The organism is Variovorax sp. KBS0712 (genome assembly GCF_006323185.2).
GTDB classification, from domain to species: Bacteria; Pseudomonadota; Gammaproteobacteria; order Burkholderiales; family Burkholderiaceae_C; genus Variovorax; species Variovorax boronicumulans.
The window spans coordinates 888,360-903,976 of sequence record NZ_VCCD02000001.1; the positions used below are offsets into that span (position 1 = coordinate 888,360).

General features: G+C 68.7%; 16 protein-coding genes and 2 pseudogenes. 10 read left to right on the top strand and 8 right to left on the bottom strand.

Going from position 1 to position 15,617, the window contains the following annotated elements:
- Positions 1 to 75: 75 nt before the first annotated feature.
- The 4 genes from FFI97_RS03895 to FFI97_RS03910 all read left to right on the top strand — a co-directional run bounded on the left by FFI97_RS03895 (position 76) and on the right by FFI97_RS03910 (position 2,207).
- The gene (locus tag FFI97_RS03895; protein ID WP_139706693.1) at positions 76 to 792 is read left to right on the top strand and encodes a hypothetical protein; all 717 of its coding nucleotides are present in this window, start codon (positions 76 to 78) and stop codon (positions 790 to 792) included.
- Entirely contained in the window at positions 789 to 1,313 is a 525-nt protein-coding gene (locus FFI97_RS03900) for a GTP-binding protein (protein WP_139706695.1), read from the top strand. Before FFI97_RS03895 ends, FFI97_RS03900 begins: the two co-directional genes overlap by 4 nt.
- A gap of 47 nt (positions 1,314 to 1,360) precedes the next feature.
- Positions 1,361 to 1,744: a roadblock/LC7 domain-containing protein gene (locus FFI97_RS03905; RefSeq protein WP_062469906.1), complete on the top strand. Its 384-nt coding sequence runs from the start codon at positions 1,361 to 1,363 to the stop codon at positions 1,742 to 1,744.
- A 103-nt stretch (positions 1,745 to 1,847) separates the two neighbouring features.
- Positions 1,848 to 2,207 (top strand): hypothetical protein, encoded by a 360-nt coding sequence (locus FFI97_RS03910; protein ID WP_062469909.1) that lies wholly within the window; start codon positions 1,848 to 1,850, stop codon positions 2,205 to 2,207.
- A 55-nt stretch (positions 2,208 to 2,262) separates the two neighbouring features.
- Here the strand turns inward: FFI97_RS03910 and FFI97_RS03915 are convergent, their stop codons facing one another.
- The 5 genes and pseudogenes from FFI97_RS03915 to FFI97_RS03930 form a co-directional block, all read right to left on the bottom strand.
- Positions 2,263 to 3,504 carry a dienelactone hydrolase family protein gene (locus tag FFI97_RS03915; protein WP_144004366.1) on the bottom strand — a complete coding sequence of 414 codons (1,242 nt, stop codon included), beginning with the start codon at positions 3,502 to 3,504 and terminating at the stop codon, positions 2,263 to 2,265.
- Positions 3,505 to 3,555: 51 nt separating this feature from the next.
- Positions 3,556 to 4,044 (bottom strand): annotated as a pseudogene (locus FFI97_RS34275) (flavin reductase family protein); the annotation flags it as partial.
- Positions 4,045 to 4,053: 9 nt separating this feature from the next.
- Positions 4,054 to 5,289 (bottom strand): annotated as a pseudogene (locus tag FFI97_RS03920) (styrene monooxygenase/indole monooxygenase family protein); the annotation flags it as partial.
- A 13-nt stretch (positions 5,290 to 5,302) separates the two neighbouring features.
- On the bottom strand, positions 5,303 to 6,550 hold the full coding sequence (locus tag FFI97_RS03925) for a styrene monooxygenase/indole monooxygenase family protein (RefSeq protein WP_144004368.1): 1,248 nt from the start codon (positions 6,548 to 6,550) through the stop codon (positions 5,303 to 5,305).
- A 49-nt stretch (positions 6,551 to 6,599) separates the two neighbouring features.
- The gene (locus FFI97_RS03930; protein ID WP_139702103.1) at positions 6,600 to 7,394 is read right to left on the bottom strand and encodes an SDR family oxidoreductase; all 795 of its coding nucleotides are present in this window, start codon (positions 7,392 to 7,394) and stop codon (positions 6,600 to 6,602) included.
- A gap of 184 nt (positions 7,395 to 7,578) precedes the next feature.
- On the opposite strand from FFI97_RS03930, the gene FFI97_RS03935 reads away from it, so the two are divergent.
- A complete protein-coding gene (locus FFI97_RS03935) occupies positions 7,579 to 8,589 on the top strand; it encodes an AraC family transcriptional regulator (protein ID WP_139702102.1) in 1,011 nt (336 codons plus the stop codon).
- A 15-nt stretch (positions 8,590 to 8,604) separates the two neighbouring features.
- Here FFI97_RS03935 and FFI97_RS03940 read toward each other — a convergent pair whose 3' ends face one another.
- Complete coding sequence (locus FFI97_RS03940) at positions 8,605 to 9,312, bottom strand: siderophore-interacting protein (RefSeq protein WP_260684891.1); 708 nt, start codon at positions 9,310 to 9,312, stop codon at positions 8,605 to 8,607.
- Between the two features lie 212 nt (positions 9,313 to 9,524).
- Between FFI97_RS03940 and FFI97_RS03945 the strand changes: the two genes are divergently transcribed.
- The 5 genes from FFI97_RS03945 to FFI97_RS03965 all read left to right on the top strand — a co-directional run bounded on the left by FFI97_RS03945 (position 9,525) and on the right by FFI97_RS03965 (position 14,179).
- Entirely contained in the window at positions 9,525 to 10,148 is a 624-nt protein-coding gene (locus FFI97_RS03945; protein WP_185993554.1) for a TetR/AcrR family transcriptional regulator, read from the top strand.
- A 419-nt stretch (positions 10,149 to 10,567) separates the two neighbouring features.
- A complete protein-coding gene (locus FFI97_RS03950) occupies positions 10,568 to 11,518 on the top strand; it encodes a universal stress protein (RefSeq protein ID WP_139702100.1) in 951 nt (316 codons plus the stop codon).
- Positions 11,508 to 12,023 (top strand): hypothetical protein, encoded by a 516-nt coding sequence (locus FFI97_RS03955; protein ID WP_062469933.1) that lies wholly within the window; start codon positions 11,508 to 11,510, stop codon positions 12,021 to 12,023. Before FFI97_RS03950 ends, FFI97_RS03955 begins: the two co-directional genes overlap by 11 nt.
- 74 nt (positions 12,024 to 12,097) lie before the next feature.
- Positions 12,098 to 12,361 (top strand): hypothetical protein, encoded by a 264-nt coding sequence (locus FFI97_RS03960; RefSeq protein WP_070062421.1) that lies wholly within the window; start codon positions 12,098 to 12,100, stop codon positions 12,359 to 12,361.
- Between the two features lie 174 nt (positions 12,362 to 12,535).
- On the top strand, positions 12,536 to 14,179 hold the full coding sequence (locus tag FFI97_RS03965; protein WP_139702099.1) for an ATP-binding protein: 1,644 nt from the start codon (positions 12,536 to 12,538) through the stop codon (positions 14,177 to 14,179).
- Here the strand turns inward: FFI97_RS03965 and FFI97_RS03970 are convergent.
- Complete coding sequence (locus FFI97_RS03970) at positions 14,176 to 14,793, bottom strand: DUF4337 domain-containing protein (RefSeq protein ID WP_139702098.1); 618 nt, start codon at positions 14,791 to 14,793, stop codon at positions 14,176 to 14,178. The two genes, FFI97_RS03965 and FFI97_RS03970, sit on opposite strands and share 4 nt — an antisense overlap.
- Before the next feature lie 253 nt (positions 14,794 to 15,046).
- Positions 15,047 to 15,418, bottom strand: a complete 372-nt coding sequence (locus tag FFI97_RS03975; protein ID WP_070062418.1) for a hypothetical protein — start codon at positions 15,416 to 15,418, stop codon at positions 15,047 to 15,049.
- Between the last annotated feature and the right edge of the window lie 199 nt (positions 15,419 to 15,617).

The window sequence follows — 15,617 nt, forward strand, 5'->3', positions numbered from 1 at the left end:
AATCGGTGTTTTCGATGCGGTTGAACGCAACACCCCACAGCGGCCGGCCGATGGGCACGGTGGTGCGGAGGCTGCATGACGGCCGTTAACACCGTTCCCAAAAGTCAACGCGCCCTGCTGAGCTACAGCGTCGAAGGGCTGCCGCACCGCGAAGAAGTGCTGCTCAAGTCGCTGATCCGGCTGCTCGACCACCGCACGCACCAGAACTGGTCGTGGAAGGCCGAACAGGCCGACCTGCGGGTCGTCGGCGACCAAGTCGCCCTCGCAGCCGCCTCGCCCCAACCGGCGGTGCCCACGCTGACCGTCGCCCATGCCGACCCGCAACGCGGCCCTTTCCTGGCCCTGCCGCTGCACACCGATGCGCTGGAAGTGGCGCTCAACCGCCTCGGCGCGATGGTCGTCCACGCCCGCGGCCTGGGGCTGGCCATGACCGAGGTGCCGATCGGCGAGCACGAAGAGTTCCGCATGCTGCGCTGGCCGCCCGCGGCGGTGCTCGAAGCGCCGATCCGCCTGCGCCTGGCCACGCTGATGTCCAACCGGCCGGCGTCGGTGCTGTCGCTGCAGCAGCGCTCGCCCGCCACGCGCCAGGAGTGCGCGGACTTCCTGGCCGACCTGCAGCGCGCCGGCCTGCTCGAACGCGCCGCGCCCCCCGGCGCGCTGGTGGCGGCCTCGGCCCCCGACAGCGTCTTTCCCGACAGCCGCTTCCCGGCACCCGCCCGCGACACCGTGCAGCCCGGCCTGCTCGCACGCATCAGGAACCGACTCGGCTTGCTGCCGTCAGGCCCTCAATGACCGTAGAACACAAGATCCTCTTCACCGGCACCATGGGCGCCGGCAAAACCACGGCCATCGCCGGCGTGAGCGAGATCCCGCCCGTGAGCACCGACGTGCGCAACAGCGACACCTCGGTGGCCAAGGCCACCACCACGGTCGGCCTGGACTACGGCGAACTCACGCTCGACAACGGCGAGAAGCTGCGCCTGTACGGCACGCCCGGCCAGATGCGCTTCGACTTCATGTGGCGCATCCTGGGGCGCGGCGCGCTCGGCGTGGTGATCCTGGTGGACAACAGCCGCCCCGATCCGCTGGCCGACCTGGACATCTACCTGGACGGCTTCGCCGAGCTCATCGCGCAGACCGCCTGCGTGGTGGCCGTGGGCCGCATGGAAGCGCACCCGAGCCCCGGCATCGACGCCTACGCCCGGCGCATGGAGGCCAAGGGCGTCGTGTGCCCGGTGCTGCCGGCCAACGTCACCGATGCGCAGCAGGTCGTGCAGCTGCTGGAACTGCTCCTGCTCCAGCTCGAGGTCTGAACGCAGGACGCCCCTCTTTTTCTCCTTTTCCTTCCATTCAGGCAGCAATGAACATCACTCCAAGAATCAGGCTTGCAGCGGAATCGGCCATCGACACCCTGATGCGGGAAATCAAGGGCGTGAAGGCCGTGGTGATCTCGACCGAAGACGGCCTGGAGCTGGCCGCGCGCGTCGAGAACACCGCGCAGGTCGCGCGCCTGTCGGCCATCGCCAGTTCGCTGGCCGCGCTGGGCGCCGTGGCCGGCGAGGAAAGCCAGCTGGGCCACTGCGACAACGTGGCGATCGAGGCCACGCACGGCCACATCCTGATGCTGCAGGCCCGGCATCCCGAGATGACGCTGATCGTGAGCGTGGTCACCAGCCGCGAAGCCATCATCGGCCAGGTCCTCTACTTCGCGAAACAGGCAACGCAGCTGCTGCAGCACGCCTGACGCCGGGCGCCGGCGCACCACACCCGTTCGACACCGGCAGCCGCCCATTCCCTTCGCCCGGGTGGCCGCCGACTTTCAGGGGCGAGGACTAGGAAAGATTTCGATGGCAAATATCAAGCAATCCATGGACGACCTGATGACCTGCGACGGCGCCCTGTGCGCGGCGCTGGTCGATTCGAGCAGCGGCATGATCCTGGGCCAGATCGGCTCGGGCGTCGACCTCGAGGTGGCCGCCGCCGGCAACACCGAAGTGGTCCGCGCCAAGCTGCGCACCATGCGCGACCTCGGCCTGAACGACAACATCGAAGACATGCTGATCACGCTCGGCAAGCAGTACCACATCATCCGCCCGATGCAGAAGAAGGAAGGCCTGTTCGTCTACCTGGTGCTGGACAAGACCAAGTCGAACCTGGCCATGGCGCGCCGCAAGACGCTCGACGTCGAACAAGGCATGACGGTCTGAGAAGCCCGCCGCGTCCCGCGCGGCAGCTTCGCCGCGCGGACGCATCAGGTTCGCATCAAGCGCGCGTCAGCAGCGTGTTCGACGGCAGCGTCTCGTCGAGCAGCTTGCGCGCCGTTTCCACGCCCGCCACCGGCAGCAGCGCCGGATCGAGCAGGCCCACCTGCACCAGCACGCTCGCCTGGTCCCAGTAGATGTGCTCGTGGTAGAGCTTGTCGCCGCGGAACTTGATGACCGCGAGCAGCGGGATCTCCACGCGCTTTCCGGTGGGCGCCACGCCGGGCAACATCCACGGAATCTCGGTGGTGTGGGTGAAGCAGAACAGCATCTCGTCGACCACCTGCGTCGCGCCCACGGTGCGCGAGATCGGCACCAGCGAGGTGTCGGGCGGGTTGCTGTTGACGAAGTGGTTCGTATAGAACGCGTGCAGGTTCTTGTAGCCTACGCCACCGGTCATGGTCGGGATGTGGTTGACGTAGGGCTCGGCCACCATGGTGCCCATGGTGTCGTCGACGTTGCGGGTGCCAAACTCGTACTCGCAGTGCTTGTCCCACAGCGCCGCCAGGTCGTAGTTCGGGCCGATGGCCGACTTCAGCGCGGCCACGCTGCGCTCGTGCGCCATGAGCGCCGAGGCACGGTGGAAGTGCTCGCCGCCCACACGTGCGAAGGCGTGGTCGACGCCGGGGTACACGTGCACCTCGACGTTCGGCCGGCCGCGCAGGGTCTGCACGATGCGGTCGCGCGCCTCGGGCGGGCAGAAGCCGTCGAGCTCGGCCACGTGCAGCGCCAGCTTGCAGCGGATGCGGTCGGCCTCGTCGAGCGCGGCGTCGATGCCCACGCCGTAGTAGCCCACCGCCACGTCCGCGTCGGTGCGGCAGGCCGCCAGGTAGGCGAGCTTGCCGCCCAGGCAGAAGCCGAGCACGCCGACCTTGCCGCCGGGCACCTCGGGGCGCTGGCGCAGCGCGGTGATGGCGGCCTGCATGTCCTGCATGCCAAGCGCTTCATCGAAGCCCTGGTACAGCGCGAAGGCGCGCTGCCAGTCGTCGGGCGTGTAGCCCAGCTGCACGTCGGGCTGCTGGCGCCAGAACAGGTCGGGCACGAGCACCACGTAGCCCTCCTCGGCGTAGTAGTCGGCCACGTCGCGCATGGTCTTGTTGACGCCGAAGATTTCCTGCGCGAGCACGAGGCCCGGGCCGGCGCCGCCGCGCGGCAGGGCCAGGTAGGCGCCGAAGCTGCCGCTGCCGTCGGCGGCCTGGATGCGGATGTCTTGCGACGAGGAGGTGGGTGCCTTGTTCTGCATGGGTGTGTGACTCCGTTCAATGCTCAAAGGTGGACGTGGGAAACCAGGGGCTCACTGTACGCATTCCGGATGGCGCGTCGTGACCTGGTAGTAGCCCGAGTGAAAAACCAGCGGCTCGCCGTCGAAGCGTTCGTAGCCTTCGACCTCGCCGATGAAGATCAGGTGGTCGCCGCCGTCGTACTGTCGCACGTTGCGGCACACGAAGCGCGCGAGCACGCCGTTGAGCAGCGGCACGCCGGCCGTGCCTTCGCAGCAATCGACGCCGCCGAACTTGTCGGCCTGCGGCGTCGAGAACTGGCGCGACAAATGATGCTGCGGCGCGGCCAGCACGTTGATCGCGAAGTGGCTGGCACCGGTGAAGTCGGCCACGCTGGGCGCCTGCCGCGCCAGGCTCCACAGCACCAGCGGCGGGTCGAGCGACACCGACGAGAACGAGTTGGCCGTCATGCCCACGCGGCGCCCGTCGAGTGCGCGCGTGGTGATCACGGTGACGCCGGTGCTGAACTGGCCGAGCGCCTTGCGGAAGTCGCGCCGGTCGAAGCGGTCGACCGCGGCCTCGCGCGCCTTGGCTTCGAGAAAGCGGTCGGCCTCGGCCGCGTCGAACCACCAGGGCGCGAAGTTGCGAGGGTCGTCGAAGCCGTTGACCACCGCGCTCGCCACGGCCGGCCTGTGCGTAGCGCTTTGCAGCAGCTTCTGCAGGTGCGGCGCGGGCGGCGTGAGCAGGCTGTGCGTCCAGTCGGTGGCCCAGCGCGCGTAGCCCTCCCAATAGCGGTCGAAGGTCTGCTGCATCCACGCGGCATCGAAAGGTGCGTCGCCGTGCTCGAGGATGCGCTTGAGGTAGATGTCGGCCGCCTTGGCCGCATTGTTCGAGCCCTGCCCCGTGATCGGGTCGTTGAGCACCACCGCATCGCCGAGCCCCAGCACCTGGCGGCCCGAGGGCAGCGTGGCGACCGGGTGGCGCACCACGGGCGTGACGCGGCCACGCAGCACGCCGTGGTCGTCGGTGAGTTCGATGTGTTCGCAGCGCTCGGCCTCCCAGGGCAAGAAGGTGGCAAGGATCTGCTTGCTGCGCGCCAGGTGCTCCTGCGGCGTCTTCACGTCGTCCCAGCAGTCCATCGGGCCGCCCGGCACGCCTTCGAACACCATGATCTCGCACGGGCCGCTGGTGGTCAGTGCCGGGAACACGAAGTACTCACCGACACCCGGAATGAGGTTGAAGCTCACGGCTGCGAACGGCTCGCGCGGGCGCATGCCCTTCACGTAGGTGAGCGCCAGTGCGCGCTGCGGCGCGTCGAAGGGCGAGCGCGCCGCGTCGCGCGGGAACAGCGCCGAGATCTCACCCTTGCCGCTCGCGACGACCACGAGGTCGTGCGTGCGCACGCAGTCTTCCAGCGTGTCGAGATCGGCGTCCTGGTGCACGAGGCGCCCGCCACGCGCTTCGAACAGCTGCATCCATGCAGAGATCTTCAGGCGCTGGTCGACCGACTGCGCGGGGCCGTCGAGCTTCGCCTCCCACGCGATGGCGCGGCTGCCTTCCGGGCTGCGCACCGACATGCCGATGCCCTCGACCACCGGGCAGGTGTCGGCCCAGCTGTCGAGCCCCAGTTCGCGCTCGGTCTGCAGCGCGGTCTCGAACATGCACTGGCTGGACATCACCGGCCCGTCGAAGATCTCCTGCGCCGTGCGGTTCGCATACACCGTCACGGCGTACCCCTTGGCCCGCAGGCCCAGTGCGAGCTGCATGCCGGACTGGCCGGCGCCGACGATGGCCACGCGTCGTGTCATGGGCTGGCTCCGCCTACGCAGCCGCCGCGGCGGCCGCGCAGGTGTCGAGGTAGCGGTCGGCCTCCTGCGGGTCGGCGAACCACGGGAAGAAGGTGCGCGGATCGTCGAAGCCGTTGGCGATGGCGCTGGCCATCGGCGCCACGGCGCCCGCGCTGCCGAGCAGCTTGAGCACGTGGGGCGGCGGCGGCGCGAGCAGCATGTTGGTCCAGCGCGTGACCCACTGCGCGTAGCCGAACCAGTAGCGGTCGAAGGTCTGCTGCATCCACGGCGCATCGGCCGCGCCCTCGCCGCGCGCCAGGATGCTTTTCAGGTACGTGTCGGCGCACTTGGCCGCGTTGTTCGAGCCCTGCCCCGTGATCGGGTCGTTGAGCACCACCACGTCGGCCAGGCCGAGCACCTTGCGGCCCGAGGGCAGCGTGGCGATGGGCTTGCGCACGGTGGGCGCGAAGCGGCCGGCGAGGATGCCGTTGTCGTCGGTGAGTTCGATGTCGGCGCAGCGCTCGGCCTCCCAGGGCGTGAAGGTGTCGAGGATCCACTTGCTGCGCGCCAGGTGCTCCTGCGGCGTCTTCACGTCGGTCCAGCAGTCCATCGGGCCGCCGGGCACGCCTTCGAACACCATGATCTCGCATGGGCCCGTGGTGGTGAGCGCCGGGAACACGAAGTACTCGCCCACGCCCGGAATCAGGTTGAAGCACACGGCCGAGTACGGCGTGCGCGGGCGCATGCCCTTCACGTAGGTGAGCGCCAGTGCGCGCTGCGGCTGGTCGTAGGTCGACTTGGCGGCGTCGCGCTCGAAGAGCTTGGAGATCTCGCCCTTGCCGCTGGCCACCAGCGTGAGGTCGTGGCTGCGGGTGCAGGCTTCGAGGTCGTCGATGCCGGCGTCCTTGAAGACCAGCTCGCCGCCCTTCTGCTGGAAGAGCGCCATCCACGCCGGCACCTTCACGCGCTGGTCGACCGACTGCGCGCTCGAGTTCAGCCGCGCCGCCCACTCGATGGCCTTGGCGCCCCTCTGCTCGGGGTGCGGCACGGCGAAGCCGATGCCATCGACCGTGGGGCAGTCGCTGGCCCAATGGTCGAGCCCGAGGTCGCGCTCGACCTGCAGTGCGGTGTGGAACATGCACTGGCTCGACATGACCTTGCCGTGGCGGATGTCGTCCGCCGTGCGATTGCTGTACATGGTGACCTCGTAGCCTGCGTCCAGCAGACCGAGTCCCAGTTGCAGGCCCGACTGGCCCGCGCCGACGATGGCGATTCGCTTCATGGCTTGCTCCTTCTGTGTTGTCTCGTGGGGGTGTTGTTGTGGATGCCGATCAGGGTTCCATCAGGCGGGGAATCGCGGGCACGGCCTGCTCCGGGCCCATGGCGGAGTAGCCGCCGTCCACCGCGTAGTCGGCGCCGGTGACGAAGCTCGCGTGCTCGGAGCACAGGAACAGCACCACCTGCGCCACCTCGTCGGGATCGCCGACGCGCCCGAGCAGGTGGTAGGGCGCGGCCACGCGGTCGGTGCGCGCGCGGTCGCCGCCGGTCAGCTGGTCCATCACGGCCGACCAGGTCCAGCCCGGCGAGACGCTGTTCACGCGGATGCGGTCGGGTGCAAGGTCCATCGCCATGTTGCGCGTGAGCTGCGCCATCGCGGCCTTGCTCACGGGGTAGAGCCAGCGCCCGGTCTGGGCCACGTGCGACGAGATGCTGGTGAAGTTGACCACCGCCCCGCCGCCGGCCGCCACCATGTGCGGGTGCGCCGCCTGCAGCATGGCCACGGCACTGGCCACGTTCACGTTGAACGAGGTGAGCCAGTCGGCGCGCGGCGACTTGAAGCCGTCGTCCACGTACGAGCACGCCAGGTTCACGAGAAAGTCCACGCTGCCGTGGCGGGTGGCGGCTTCATCGACGCAGGCCTTTACCTGCGCGTCGTCGGTGATGTCGGTGCGCACGAAGCGCACGCCGGCGCCCAGCGCGTCGGCCAGCGGCTGGCCCTTGTCGGCGTCGATGTCGGCGATGACCACCTTCACGCCCGCCGCGTGAAAGGCGCGCACCACGCCGGCGCCTATCAATGTCGAACCACCCGTGACGATGGCGCTTTTGCCTTCGAGACCTTTGAACATGACGCTTGCTCTCCTCGGTTGAATCGCCGGTTCGGCGAATGGGCCAAAGGTAGAACGCAAGGCCTCGCCGGCCGATCCGGAAAACGCAGGCGCTGTCCCTGCCGCGCAGGTTTTTTCGGGGGTTCCAAGGGACGGCCCGAATTGTGGGCTGGAAGGCTTTTTGCTACGGTCACTGCGCTTCCCTATGGAAACCGCCACCGCCCCACGGCTGCCGCTGCAGCGTTACCGTTTGTTCGAGAGCCACGACATGGACGAGGCGCGCGAGAGCGTGGCCCGCGTGTTCTGCCCCCACGGCCTCACGATGCTGCGCCCGCGCACCGAACTGGACGCCTGCCACCACAGCGCGCGGCTGCACCGCGACGTGAGCCTCAATTACGTGCAGTACGGCCCCGGCGTGCAGATCGACCCGGGCTACCTGCAAGACTTCTTCCTGTTGCAGATTCCGTTGCGCGGCGGCGCCGACATCCGCTGCGGCGGCCAGCAGGTCGAGGCCACGCCGCGCGTCGCCTCGCTGCCCTCGCCCACCGAGCTGCTGTCGATGCGCTGGGCCGACGACAGCCCGCACCTGATCGTGCGCATCGCGCGCGCGGCGCTGCTGTCGCGGCTCGAGGCGCTGCTGCAGGCGCCGGTGCGCCAGCACCTGGTGTTCGACCTCGGCGTGCCGCTGGACAACCCCGCGCTCGCGCCGCTGGTGCATTTCATCGACTACCTGCGGCTCACGCTCGATGCCGGCAATGCACTCCAAGGCGGCGGGCGACTGGCCGAGCATGCCGAGGAGTACCTGATGTCGAGCCTGCTGATGTCGGCCGGCCACAACCACTCGCGCGCCCTGGCCGGCGACGCGCAGCGCCACCTGCTGCCGCGTGCGGTGCGCAAGGCGCAGGAGTTCATGGCCGCGCACGCCGAGCAGCCGCTGTCGCTGGCCGACGTGTGCCGCGAGGCCGGCTGCAGCGCGCGCGCCCTGCAACTCGCGTTCCGCCAGCATGCGGGCCAGGGGCCGATGGAGTTCCTGCGCGAGCTGCGGCTGGACCGGGTGCGCGCCGAGCTGCAGGCCGCGTCCACGCAGACGGGCGTGCGCGACGTGGCGGAAAAATACGGCTTCCTTCACCTGGGCCATTTTGCGGCCCAGTACCGCGCGCGCTTCGGCGAGCGGCCTTCGGACACCCGCACGCGCCACGCACCGGCGGAACACTGACCCGGCGCGTCGGGCTCAGGCCCGGTCGCGGTGATCGGCTTCGCCGTGCTTCCAGTAGCCCTTGGCGGTCAGGCGCGTGCGCGCCAGGCCCTGGTCGTTCAGGAAATGGGCGCGCAACGTGCGCACCACGCCCGACTCGCCCGCCAGCCAGATGTAACCCGGCCCCGCCGGCTGCGGCCGGTGCATCAGCTGCTGTTGCAGCGCCAGCCCCGGCTCGGCCGGATCGCCGGTGAGCCAGCAGGTGCGCAGCACAGCCTGGCTGCGGATCTCCTGCACATCGGCCGCCGTGGGCACTTCGACATAGGTCTTGAGGCGGATCTCCGGCCCGAGGCTCGCGGCAATCGCCTGAATCGCAGGCAGCGCGGTCGCGTCGCCGGCCAGCATCACCCAGCGCGCGTCGTCCGGGAGCGCGAAGCCGCCGTCGCGCGGCCCGGCGAAGCCGATGCGTTCGCCCGGCTGCGCCCGTGCCGCCCAGGCCGAGGCCGGGCCTTCATGGCCGCTGTCGCCGTGCAGCACGAAGTCCAGCTCGAGCGTGGCGGCGACGCGGTCGATGCGGCGAAGGGTGTAGGCCCGCCCTTCGCCGCCGGGCACGAACACCTTCACCCAGGCGCCGGGTTGGTCGGCCGCCGCGTGGCGCAAGAAGGCGGCGACGTCCGGGCCGCCGAGGGTGATGCGGCGCATGTGCGGCGTCACGAGGCGGCACTGCAGGACGTGGGCTTCCAATCGCGCACCGCGCTCAGGCGGGGCCGCTGAACTCGGTTGCGGGGATTGGAAGGCGGAAGGCAACTCACGCGGCGCGTGGGCCTCGGAGGCATTGGCTGTCATGGTGTGTGTATCGATTCGGATGTTGCGAACTCTTGAATGCGAGCATTTGCTCGGTTCTTCTTAGAATACGAGCCATCACTCGCATTGAAAACTCGCATTCGGAACGCCCGATGAAATCCCTTCCCCAGCCAAGAAAGACGCCGCGCCAGGCGCGCTCGCAGCAGATGGTCGAGGTCATCCTGGAAGCCACGGCTCGTGTTCTGGGCGAGCGCGGCTATGCCGGCACCAACACCAACGTGGTGGCCGAACGCGCCGGCGTGAGCGTGGGTTCGCTCTACCAGTACTTCCCGAACAAGGACTCGCTGATCACGGCGCTGCACGAGCGGCACGCGGGTCAGATGTACGCGGTGATCGACGAGGTGCTCGCCGCCTCGCGTGCGCGCAGCCTGCGCGGGCGCGTGCAGGCCATGGTGCGCGCGCTGCTCGCGGCGCATGCGCTCTACCCGGCGCTGCATCGCGTGCTCGAAAAGGAATTTCCCTTCTTCGACACGCCGCGCGAAGAAAGCCCCGCCGACCACGACATCTTCCGGCGCGTGCGCCAGCTGCTGGACGAGCACCGCCCCGAGCTCGCGCCGCGCAACCTCGACCTCGCCACCTGGGTGGTGCTGCAGATCATGGAGACGCTGGTGCATGCGGCCGTCATCGAGCCGCCCGCGCAGTTCGAGCCGGCCGCGCTCGAGGCCTCGATCGTCGATGCGCTCATGGGCTATCTCTGCGGCCCGGCCGGGCGCTAGACAGTGGAATCTCATGCGTGAACCTCCAGGAAGACGGGGACAGACACGGAAACACGCCCCCTCCTGCGCATGACAAATGAAAAGGAAAAATGGGAAGCCCAACCGCGCGCGCCCTGCACCGCGCGGCTCCAATCTGGCAAAGGTTGTGCGGGTACTGAGCGGATTCGGCCGCATCCGGCCTAGACTCCCCCGCATGAACGCCCAGCCCTTCCTCCACACCTCGACGTCCCGCCCCGGCGGTTGCACGCCTGCGTGGGCGCGGATGACAGCGGCGGCCCAGCAGACGCCCGCACATTCCTGAGCCCGGCGGTCCGCCTCTTTCCCCCTCTCTCTTTTCAGCGCAAACCATCGACCGCCGGGCACCTGCCCCGCGCGGCTGCGCCCCCGTCATCCGGGGTCGCGTTCGACTGGAGTGCGTCATGCATCATCATCAGGTTCAGCGGGAGCACGCCCTTCCCGGAGGCGGCGTCGCATCCAGCACGCCGTCTTTTCAATCCATCCTCGCCGTCACCGACCTGACGGCGCGCGGCAACCGCGCGGTCGAACGCGCCGCCCTGCTCGCGGCCGAGCACGGCGCGCTGCTGAAGCTCGTGTACGCGCCCGCGGACCTGGCGCCGCTCGCGCACGCCGAGGCGGCCACCGCCCTCGCGGGGCTGGCCCGCGCCATGGCCTCGCGCTTCGATGTGCTGGTCAAGCAGGTCGCGGGGCGTGGCGGCGGTCTCGCGCAGATCGTGGACGAGGCGCGCTACGTCGACCTCGTGGTGCTGAGCCACGAACGCGACCGCTCGCCCGCCGCCTTCTTCACCGGCCAACCCGTGGAGCGCCTGCTGCGGCAGCTGCGCTGCCCGGTGCTCGTGACGCGGCTCGACACGCGCCTGCGCTACAGCCGCATCCTCGTGGCCGTCGACTTCACGCCCGCCTCGCGCGAGCTCGTGAGCCTGGCCCACGGGCTGGACCCCGACGCCGCGCTGGAGCTGTTCCACGCACTCAACACGATGCACGAGAGCAAGCTGCGCTACGCCGAAGTGTCCGAGCACGCCATCAAGACCTACCGCCACGACAGCATGCGGCAGGCGCGCGAGCGGCTGTTCTCGCTCACCGACTCGTCGAGCGCGCGGCGCAACCGCGTGCTGTCGGCCATCGGCCGCGGCGACCCGGCGCGGCAGGCCACGGTGCAGCAGCAGCATGCGCGCGCCGAGCTGCTGGTGGTCGGCAAGCGCCGCGCCCATCCGCTGGCCGACTTCCTGTTCGGCAGCGTGGCGCAGCGCGTGCTGTGCTGGGCCACGGGCGACGTGCTGGTCGTGCCCGCGGACCGCCGCGCCGACACCCCGTCGCTCGTCATTTCGAGGAAGCTGCAAGATGTTCGCTGAAGACCCCCTCACCAAGTACCCGCTGCGCCAGTCGCTGCTGCCCGGCGCCGAAGGGCTGGCCGTCTTCGCCCAGCGCGGGCCGGTCGACTGGCTCTCGCGCCCCGACCAGTACGTGTTCATCTGCGAAGGACGCGGCGGCCGGATCTACGCGGCGAACGAGGCCGCGCTCGAAGAGGCCCAGCAGCTGATCCGGGACGCGCACGGCGACCAGGTCGTCTCGCGCGAACCCGAGATCCACACCTTCGTCGATCCCGCGCTCGACGCCGTGGTCGAGCCGATCATGTTCCTGCGCCTGAAGAGCCCGCGCGCCTACGCCACCGTGCTGCGCGACGAGCTCGACCGGCGCCGCGCGGACGTGAAGGAAGAAGACCTGCAGCGCCACGACGTCGTGATCCGCGCCGAGGTGCGGCTGGCCGACCTCATGGGCTACGCGAAGTCGGCGCTGGCGATGTCGAACGGCTCGGCGGTGATCTGGAACTGGCTGCTGCGCTACGGGATGGCCTGAGGGCTGCGGCCGGGCGCTTCCCCCTCCCACAAACCCGGTAGTCGGATTGCGTGCAGCGCGGCTAGATTCGCGGCATGGCCGACAACCCGCTGTTCCTCTTCTTCACGATGACCGAGAAATTCTCGGACCACCTGAGCGCGACCGGCGCCTATCCAGAGAAGTTCGTGCTGAACCTTGCGCAGCACGACACCTACCTGCGCGACGTGGCGCTCTTCAACGCGGGCCGCCAGCGCCCCCTGGACCCGGCCTTGCACATGGGCATCCGCATCGAGATCGATGCGGCCTCGCCGGGCGTGATGGTGGCCTCCGACGGCACGCAGGTCCTGCTGCTGGGGTAGTCCTGCGCTGCGCTTGAATTTTCGCACCCAGCAAGGGCGCGAACCGGTCAATGACCGGACAGGGCGCCCGATCAAAACCGGCGCACCGCCAGGCAAAGGCGGCTGACGAGATCCTCCGCAGAATCGGACTCCCCTCGGAGCGACGCGCATCGCCAAGCGTCGATCGAAGTCCAAATGAATCTGAATCTGGGAACTGCTGCGTTCTTCACGGCGCTGGCGGAGTTTGTCCTTGCCGCCGGCATGCTGGCGCTGTGGGCGAAGGGACGCGCGCGCTATCTGCTGGTCTGGGGCGTCGGCTTCCTTGTCTTCGGCGTCGGCGCCTTGCTGCTCATCCTGCGGGACAGGATCCCCGACTTCTTCTCCATCCTCCTCGGGAATTTCCTCACGACACTAAGTTCGGTCCTGTTCTACGTGGGCATCTGCCTGTTCTTCGATCGGCGCCGCACGTGGCTGCCCTGGATGGCGGGGGTACTGGCCGTGGAAGTGGCCTTGCTGGCCTGCTTCTCCTATGTCACGTACGACACCTCGGCCCGTGTCTACGTGTACGGCGCGGCCCAGTCGGTGATCGCCCTGATGACCCTTCAGGCACTGTGCACGATGGGTCGCGGGCGCGGGGGAAACAGCAACCCCGAAGTGGTCGTCGTCGCCTTGCTGGCGTTGCTGGTTCATGGTGCACGCCTGGTCGGCACGCCCTTCTTTCCCGTGCCGCAGGATTTTCTGGCGTCGGGCAATTTCCAGACCCTGCTGGCCTTCGGCTTGAAGTTGACCCACATCGGCTACGCGCTCGCGTTCGGCAACATGCACGCCGCCGCCTTGCATGCCGATCTGCGCGCGGCCCTCGCCCACATCGAGGCCAAGGCCCATCAGAAAGTCGAGATCCTGGGCTACATCGGCCACGACCTGCGCGCACCGCTTGCGACGATCGGCGGGTACGCGTCTCTCCTGCTCGCCGATGCGCACGACACGCAGCGCCAGCATCTGCTGACCATCCAGCGCAGCGTCAAGTACCAGCTCCACCTGATCGACGAACTGCTGGAATACGCCAAGGCAGAGCTGCAACCGCTGACGGTCCGCCCCGTCACCACCGACCTGCCGCACCTGCTGGACGACATTTCCGACTACGCCGTCGCCCTGTGCGCGCAGCGGAACAACCGCTTTCGCTACCGCCCTTCCGAGCGAATGCCCCGGCAGATCGGCCTGGACGGAAAGCGCATGCAGCAGGTGCTGCTGAACCTGCTGTCCAACGCCGCCAAGTTCACGCGCGACGGTGTGGTGACCTTGTCGGTCACGGCCCGGCCCGAGGGGCGCGCCTGTGTCTTGAGCTTCGCTGTCGGTGACACCGGGATCGGCATCGACATGAGCCGCAACATCGACATCTTCGGCGCCTTCCAGCAGATGCACCCCGCGAGCGGCAGCACGGGACTGGGCCTGTTCATCGCGCAGCGCATCGTCTCGGCCATGGGCGGAACGCTGAGCGTGGCCAGCGTGGCCGGTCAGGGTGCGACGTTCTCCTTCACGCTGTCGGTGCCGGTCGATGCCTCCGACGCGGACTGGCCCGTCGTCGCGCAGCGGGAGACCGCGCCTGGCGAGCCATCACCGGCGCCCGCGATGCCCCGACATGCCATGCCGGAAGATCGTGCCCTGGACGAACTCGCCAGTCTGGCGCTTCAGGGTCGCGTCACGGACATCGAGCACTGGATCGAACGCCACGCCGACCAAGCCGCCTACGCGCCTTTCATGGCCCTGCTTGTCGATCTGCTGGAGCGGTTGGACTTGCGCGGGATTCACGCGCTGGTGAACCGCCGCTCCGGGTCCTAGATGTGCAGCGCTGCCAGCGCGCCGATCGCAACGCCCGCGACGGCCACGCCGTACATGGCGCGCTCCAGCCATTTCTTCCGGGTGAGCAGCGCAATGGCCGCCAGCGCGATGGAGACCTGCAGCACGGTAGTGGCCTGCGCCCAGCGATGGTGCTGGTGCATCTGCGTCTCGGATTGCGCGTCCCAGCGGCTGGCCTCGTCCTCGAGCTTCTTGGCAGCCGCCTGGATCTCGGTCTTCTCCTGCTCGTAGCGGGTGACCTTCACCTGCCAGCCTTGGCGACGGCCGTCGTCGGTGGCGGTATCGCGTGCGAACTCCGCGAGCGCCTGCTTGGTGCTCTTCGACTGGAAGTAATTCCACTGGTTCGAAGCCTCGGTCTTCTTGATGGCCGCGTTGTTCTTGTAGAGGCCGGCGTTGGCCTGCGTGGCCCCGCCCATGTACGCGAAGATCGCGCCCGCCGTCGCAATGGCGGCGGTGCTCACGGCGATCTTTCCGGTCGTGCTCATGCCCTTGCCTGAGGAGGCTGCATCACCGTGGCCGTGGTCGTGGCCGCCGGAGGCGGCATGTTCGAGTTCGTGATCGTGCGGACCATGCACGTGAAAGCCGTGTCCTGACATGAAGTTCTTCTTGGCGTGGTTGTTGGAAATCTGGAGGGCGCGCGAGTATGCCCGGACTTCATGCGTCGATGGCTCGGTGAAAGTCCTGTCGGCCCTGCGGAGGCGCAGGGCGCGCAGGCAACCGCCGGGAGCGCGTGGCTGCGCTCGGGAAACGTGCTGCGCTCAGGTCAACCGCGCGTGCATGCGAGCCGGGCCTGGCAGCAGATCACTGATGCCAGGCCCGGCAGATTCGCAGGGATCGACGTTCCCGATGTCAGTCGCGATCCTCGTAGTAGCGGCGGTGCTGCTCGCGCTCCCACTGCCGGCGACGCCATTCACGGCGCTCTGCGCGGCGTTCCTCCCAGCGTTGCGCGCGACGCTCTTCCCAACGGGATTCAGGCTCGTAGTAGACAGGTGCAGGGGCGGAGTAGACCGGCTGTGCGGGCTGGTAGTAGGTCGGGGCTGGCCTCGAATAGACAGGCGCTGGCTCGTAGTAGACCGGTGCGGGCTCGCTCACGACCACGCCGGGCAGGTTGACGCCAATCGACCAACTGGTGGCCGCACTGGCCGATGCGGCGGTGAACAAGGCTGCGGCAGCAACGAGACCTGCGAAACCCAGCTTGAGAGTGGCTCGGGGGAAAGTCATTTCATCTCCTGGAGGGCGAGAAATAGCCCTGATGCACAACCAACGCCTGGCCTTGCGGCGCCGCGTACATCGCCACGGTGAAGAACGTTCCCAAATGTCACGCTGCCAGCTGGTCGAGGTGGGTTAGCCGGAATCCCAGGAACAAGTGCCAATCCGCGCTCAAGCCCCCGAGCAAAACAAAAAGCCCCAGTAGCAAAAC

What these genes read in the sequence shown, in the direction of transcription:
- FFI97_RS03895 (WP_139706693.1), top strand. Translation starts at nt 76, where the DNA reads ATGACGGCCGTTAACACCGTTCCCAAAAGTCAACGCGCCCTGCTGAGC.
- FFI97_RS03900 (WP_139706695.1), top strand. Translation starts at nt 789, where the DNA reads ATGACCGTAGAACACAAGATCCTCTTCACCGGCACCATGGGCGCCGGC.
- FFI97_RS03905 (WP_062469906.1), top strand. Translation starts at nt 1,361, where the DNA reads ATGAACATCACTCCAAGAATCAGGCTTGCAGCGGAATCGGCCATCGAC.
- FFI97_RS03910 (WP_062469909.1), top strand. Translation starts at nt 1,848, where the DNA reads ATGGCAAATATCAAGCAATCCATGGACGACCTGATGACCTGCGACGGC.
- FFI97_RS03915 (WP_144004366.1), bottom strand. Translation starts at nt 3,504, where the DNA reads ATGCAGAACAAGGCACCCACCTCCTCGTCGCAAGACATCCGCATCCAG.
- FFI97_RS03925 (WP_144004368.1), bottom strand. Translation starts at nt 6,550, where the DNA reads ATGAAGCGAATCGCCATCGTCGGCGCGGGCCAGTCGGGCCTGCAACTG.
- FFI97_RS03930 (WP_139702103.1), bottom strand. Translation starts at nt 7,394, where the DNA reads ATGTTCAAAGGTCTCGAAGGCAAAAGCGCCATCGTCACGGGTGGTTCG.
- FFI97_RS03935 (WP_139702102.1), top strand. Translation starts at nt 7,579, where the DNA reads ATGGAAACCGCCACCGCCCCACGGCTGCCGCTGCAGCGTTACCGTTTG.
- FFI97_RS03945 (WP_185993554.1), top strand. Translation starts at nt 9,525, where the DNA reads ATGAAATCCCTTCCCCAGCCAAGAAAGACGCCGCGCCAGGCGCGCTCG.
- FFI97_RS03950 (WP_139702100.1), top strand. Translation starts at nt 10,568, where the DNA reads ATGCATCATCATCAGGTTCAGCGGGAGCACGCCCTTCCCGGAGGCGGC.
- FFI97_RS03955 (WP_062469933.1), top strand. Translation starts at nt 11,508, where the DNA reads ATGTTCGCTGAAGACCCCCTCACCAAGTACCCGCTGCGCCAGTCGCTG.
- FFI97_RS03960 (WP_070062421.1), top strand. Translation starts at nt 12,098, where the DNA reads ATGGCCGACAACCCGCTGTTCCTCTTCTTCACGATGACCGAGAAATTC.
- FFI97_RS03965 (WP_139702099.1), top strand. Translation starts at nt 12,536, where the DNA reads ATGAATCTGAATCTGGGAACTGCTGCGTTCTTCACGGCGCTGGCGGAG.
- FFI97_RS03970 (WP_139702098.1), bottom strand. Translation starts at nt 14,793, where the DNA reads ATGTCAGGACACGGCTTTCACGTGCATGGTCCGCACGATCACGAACTC.
- FFI97_RS03975 (WP_070062418.1), bottom strand. Translation starts at nt 15,418, where the DNA reads ATGACTTTCCCCCGAGCCACTCTCAAGCTGGGTTTCGCAGGTCTCGTT.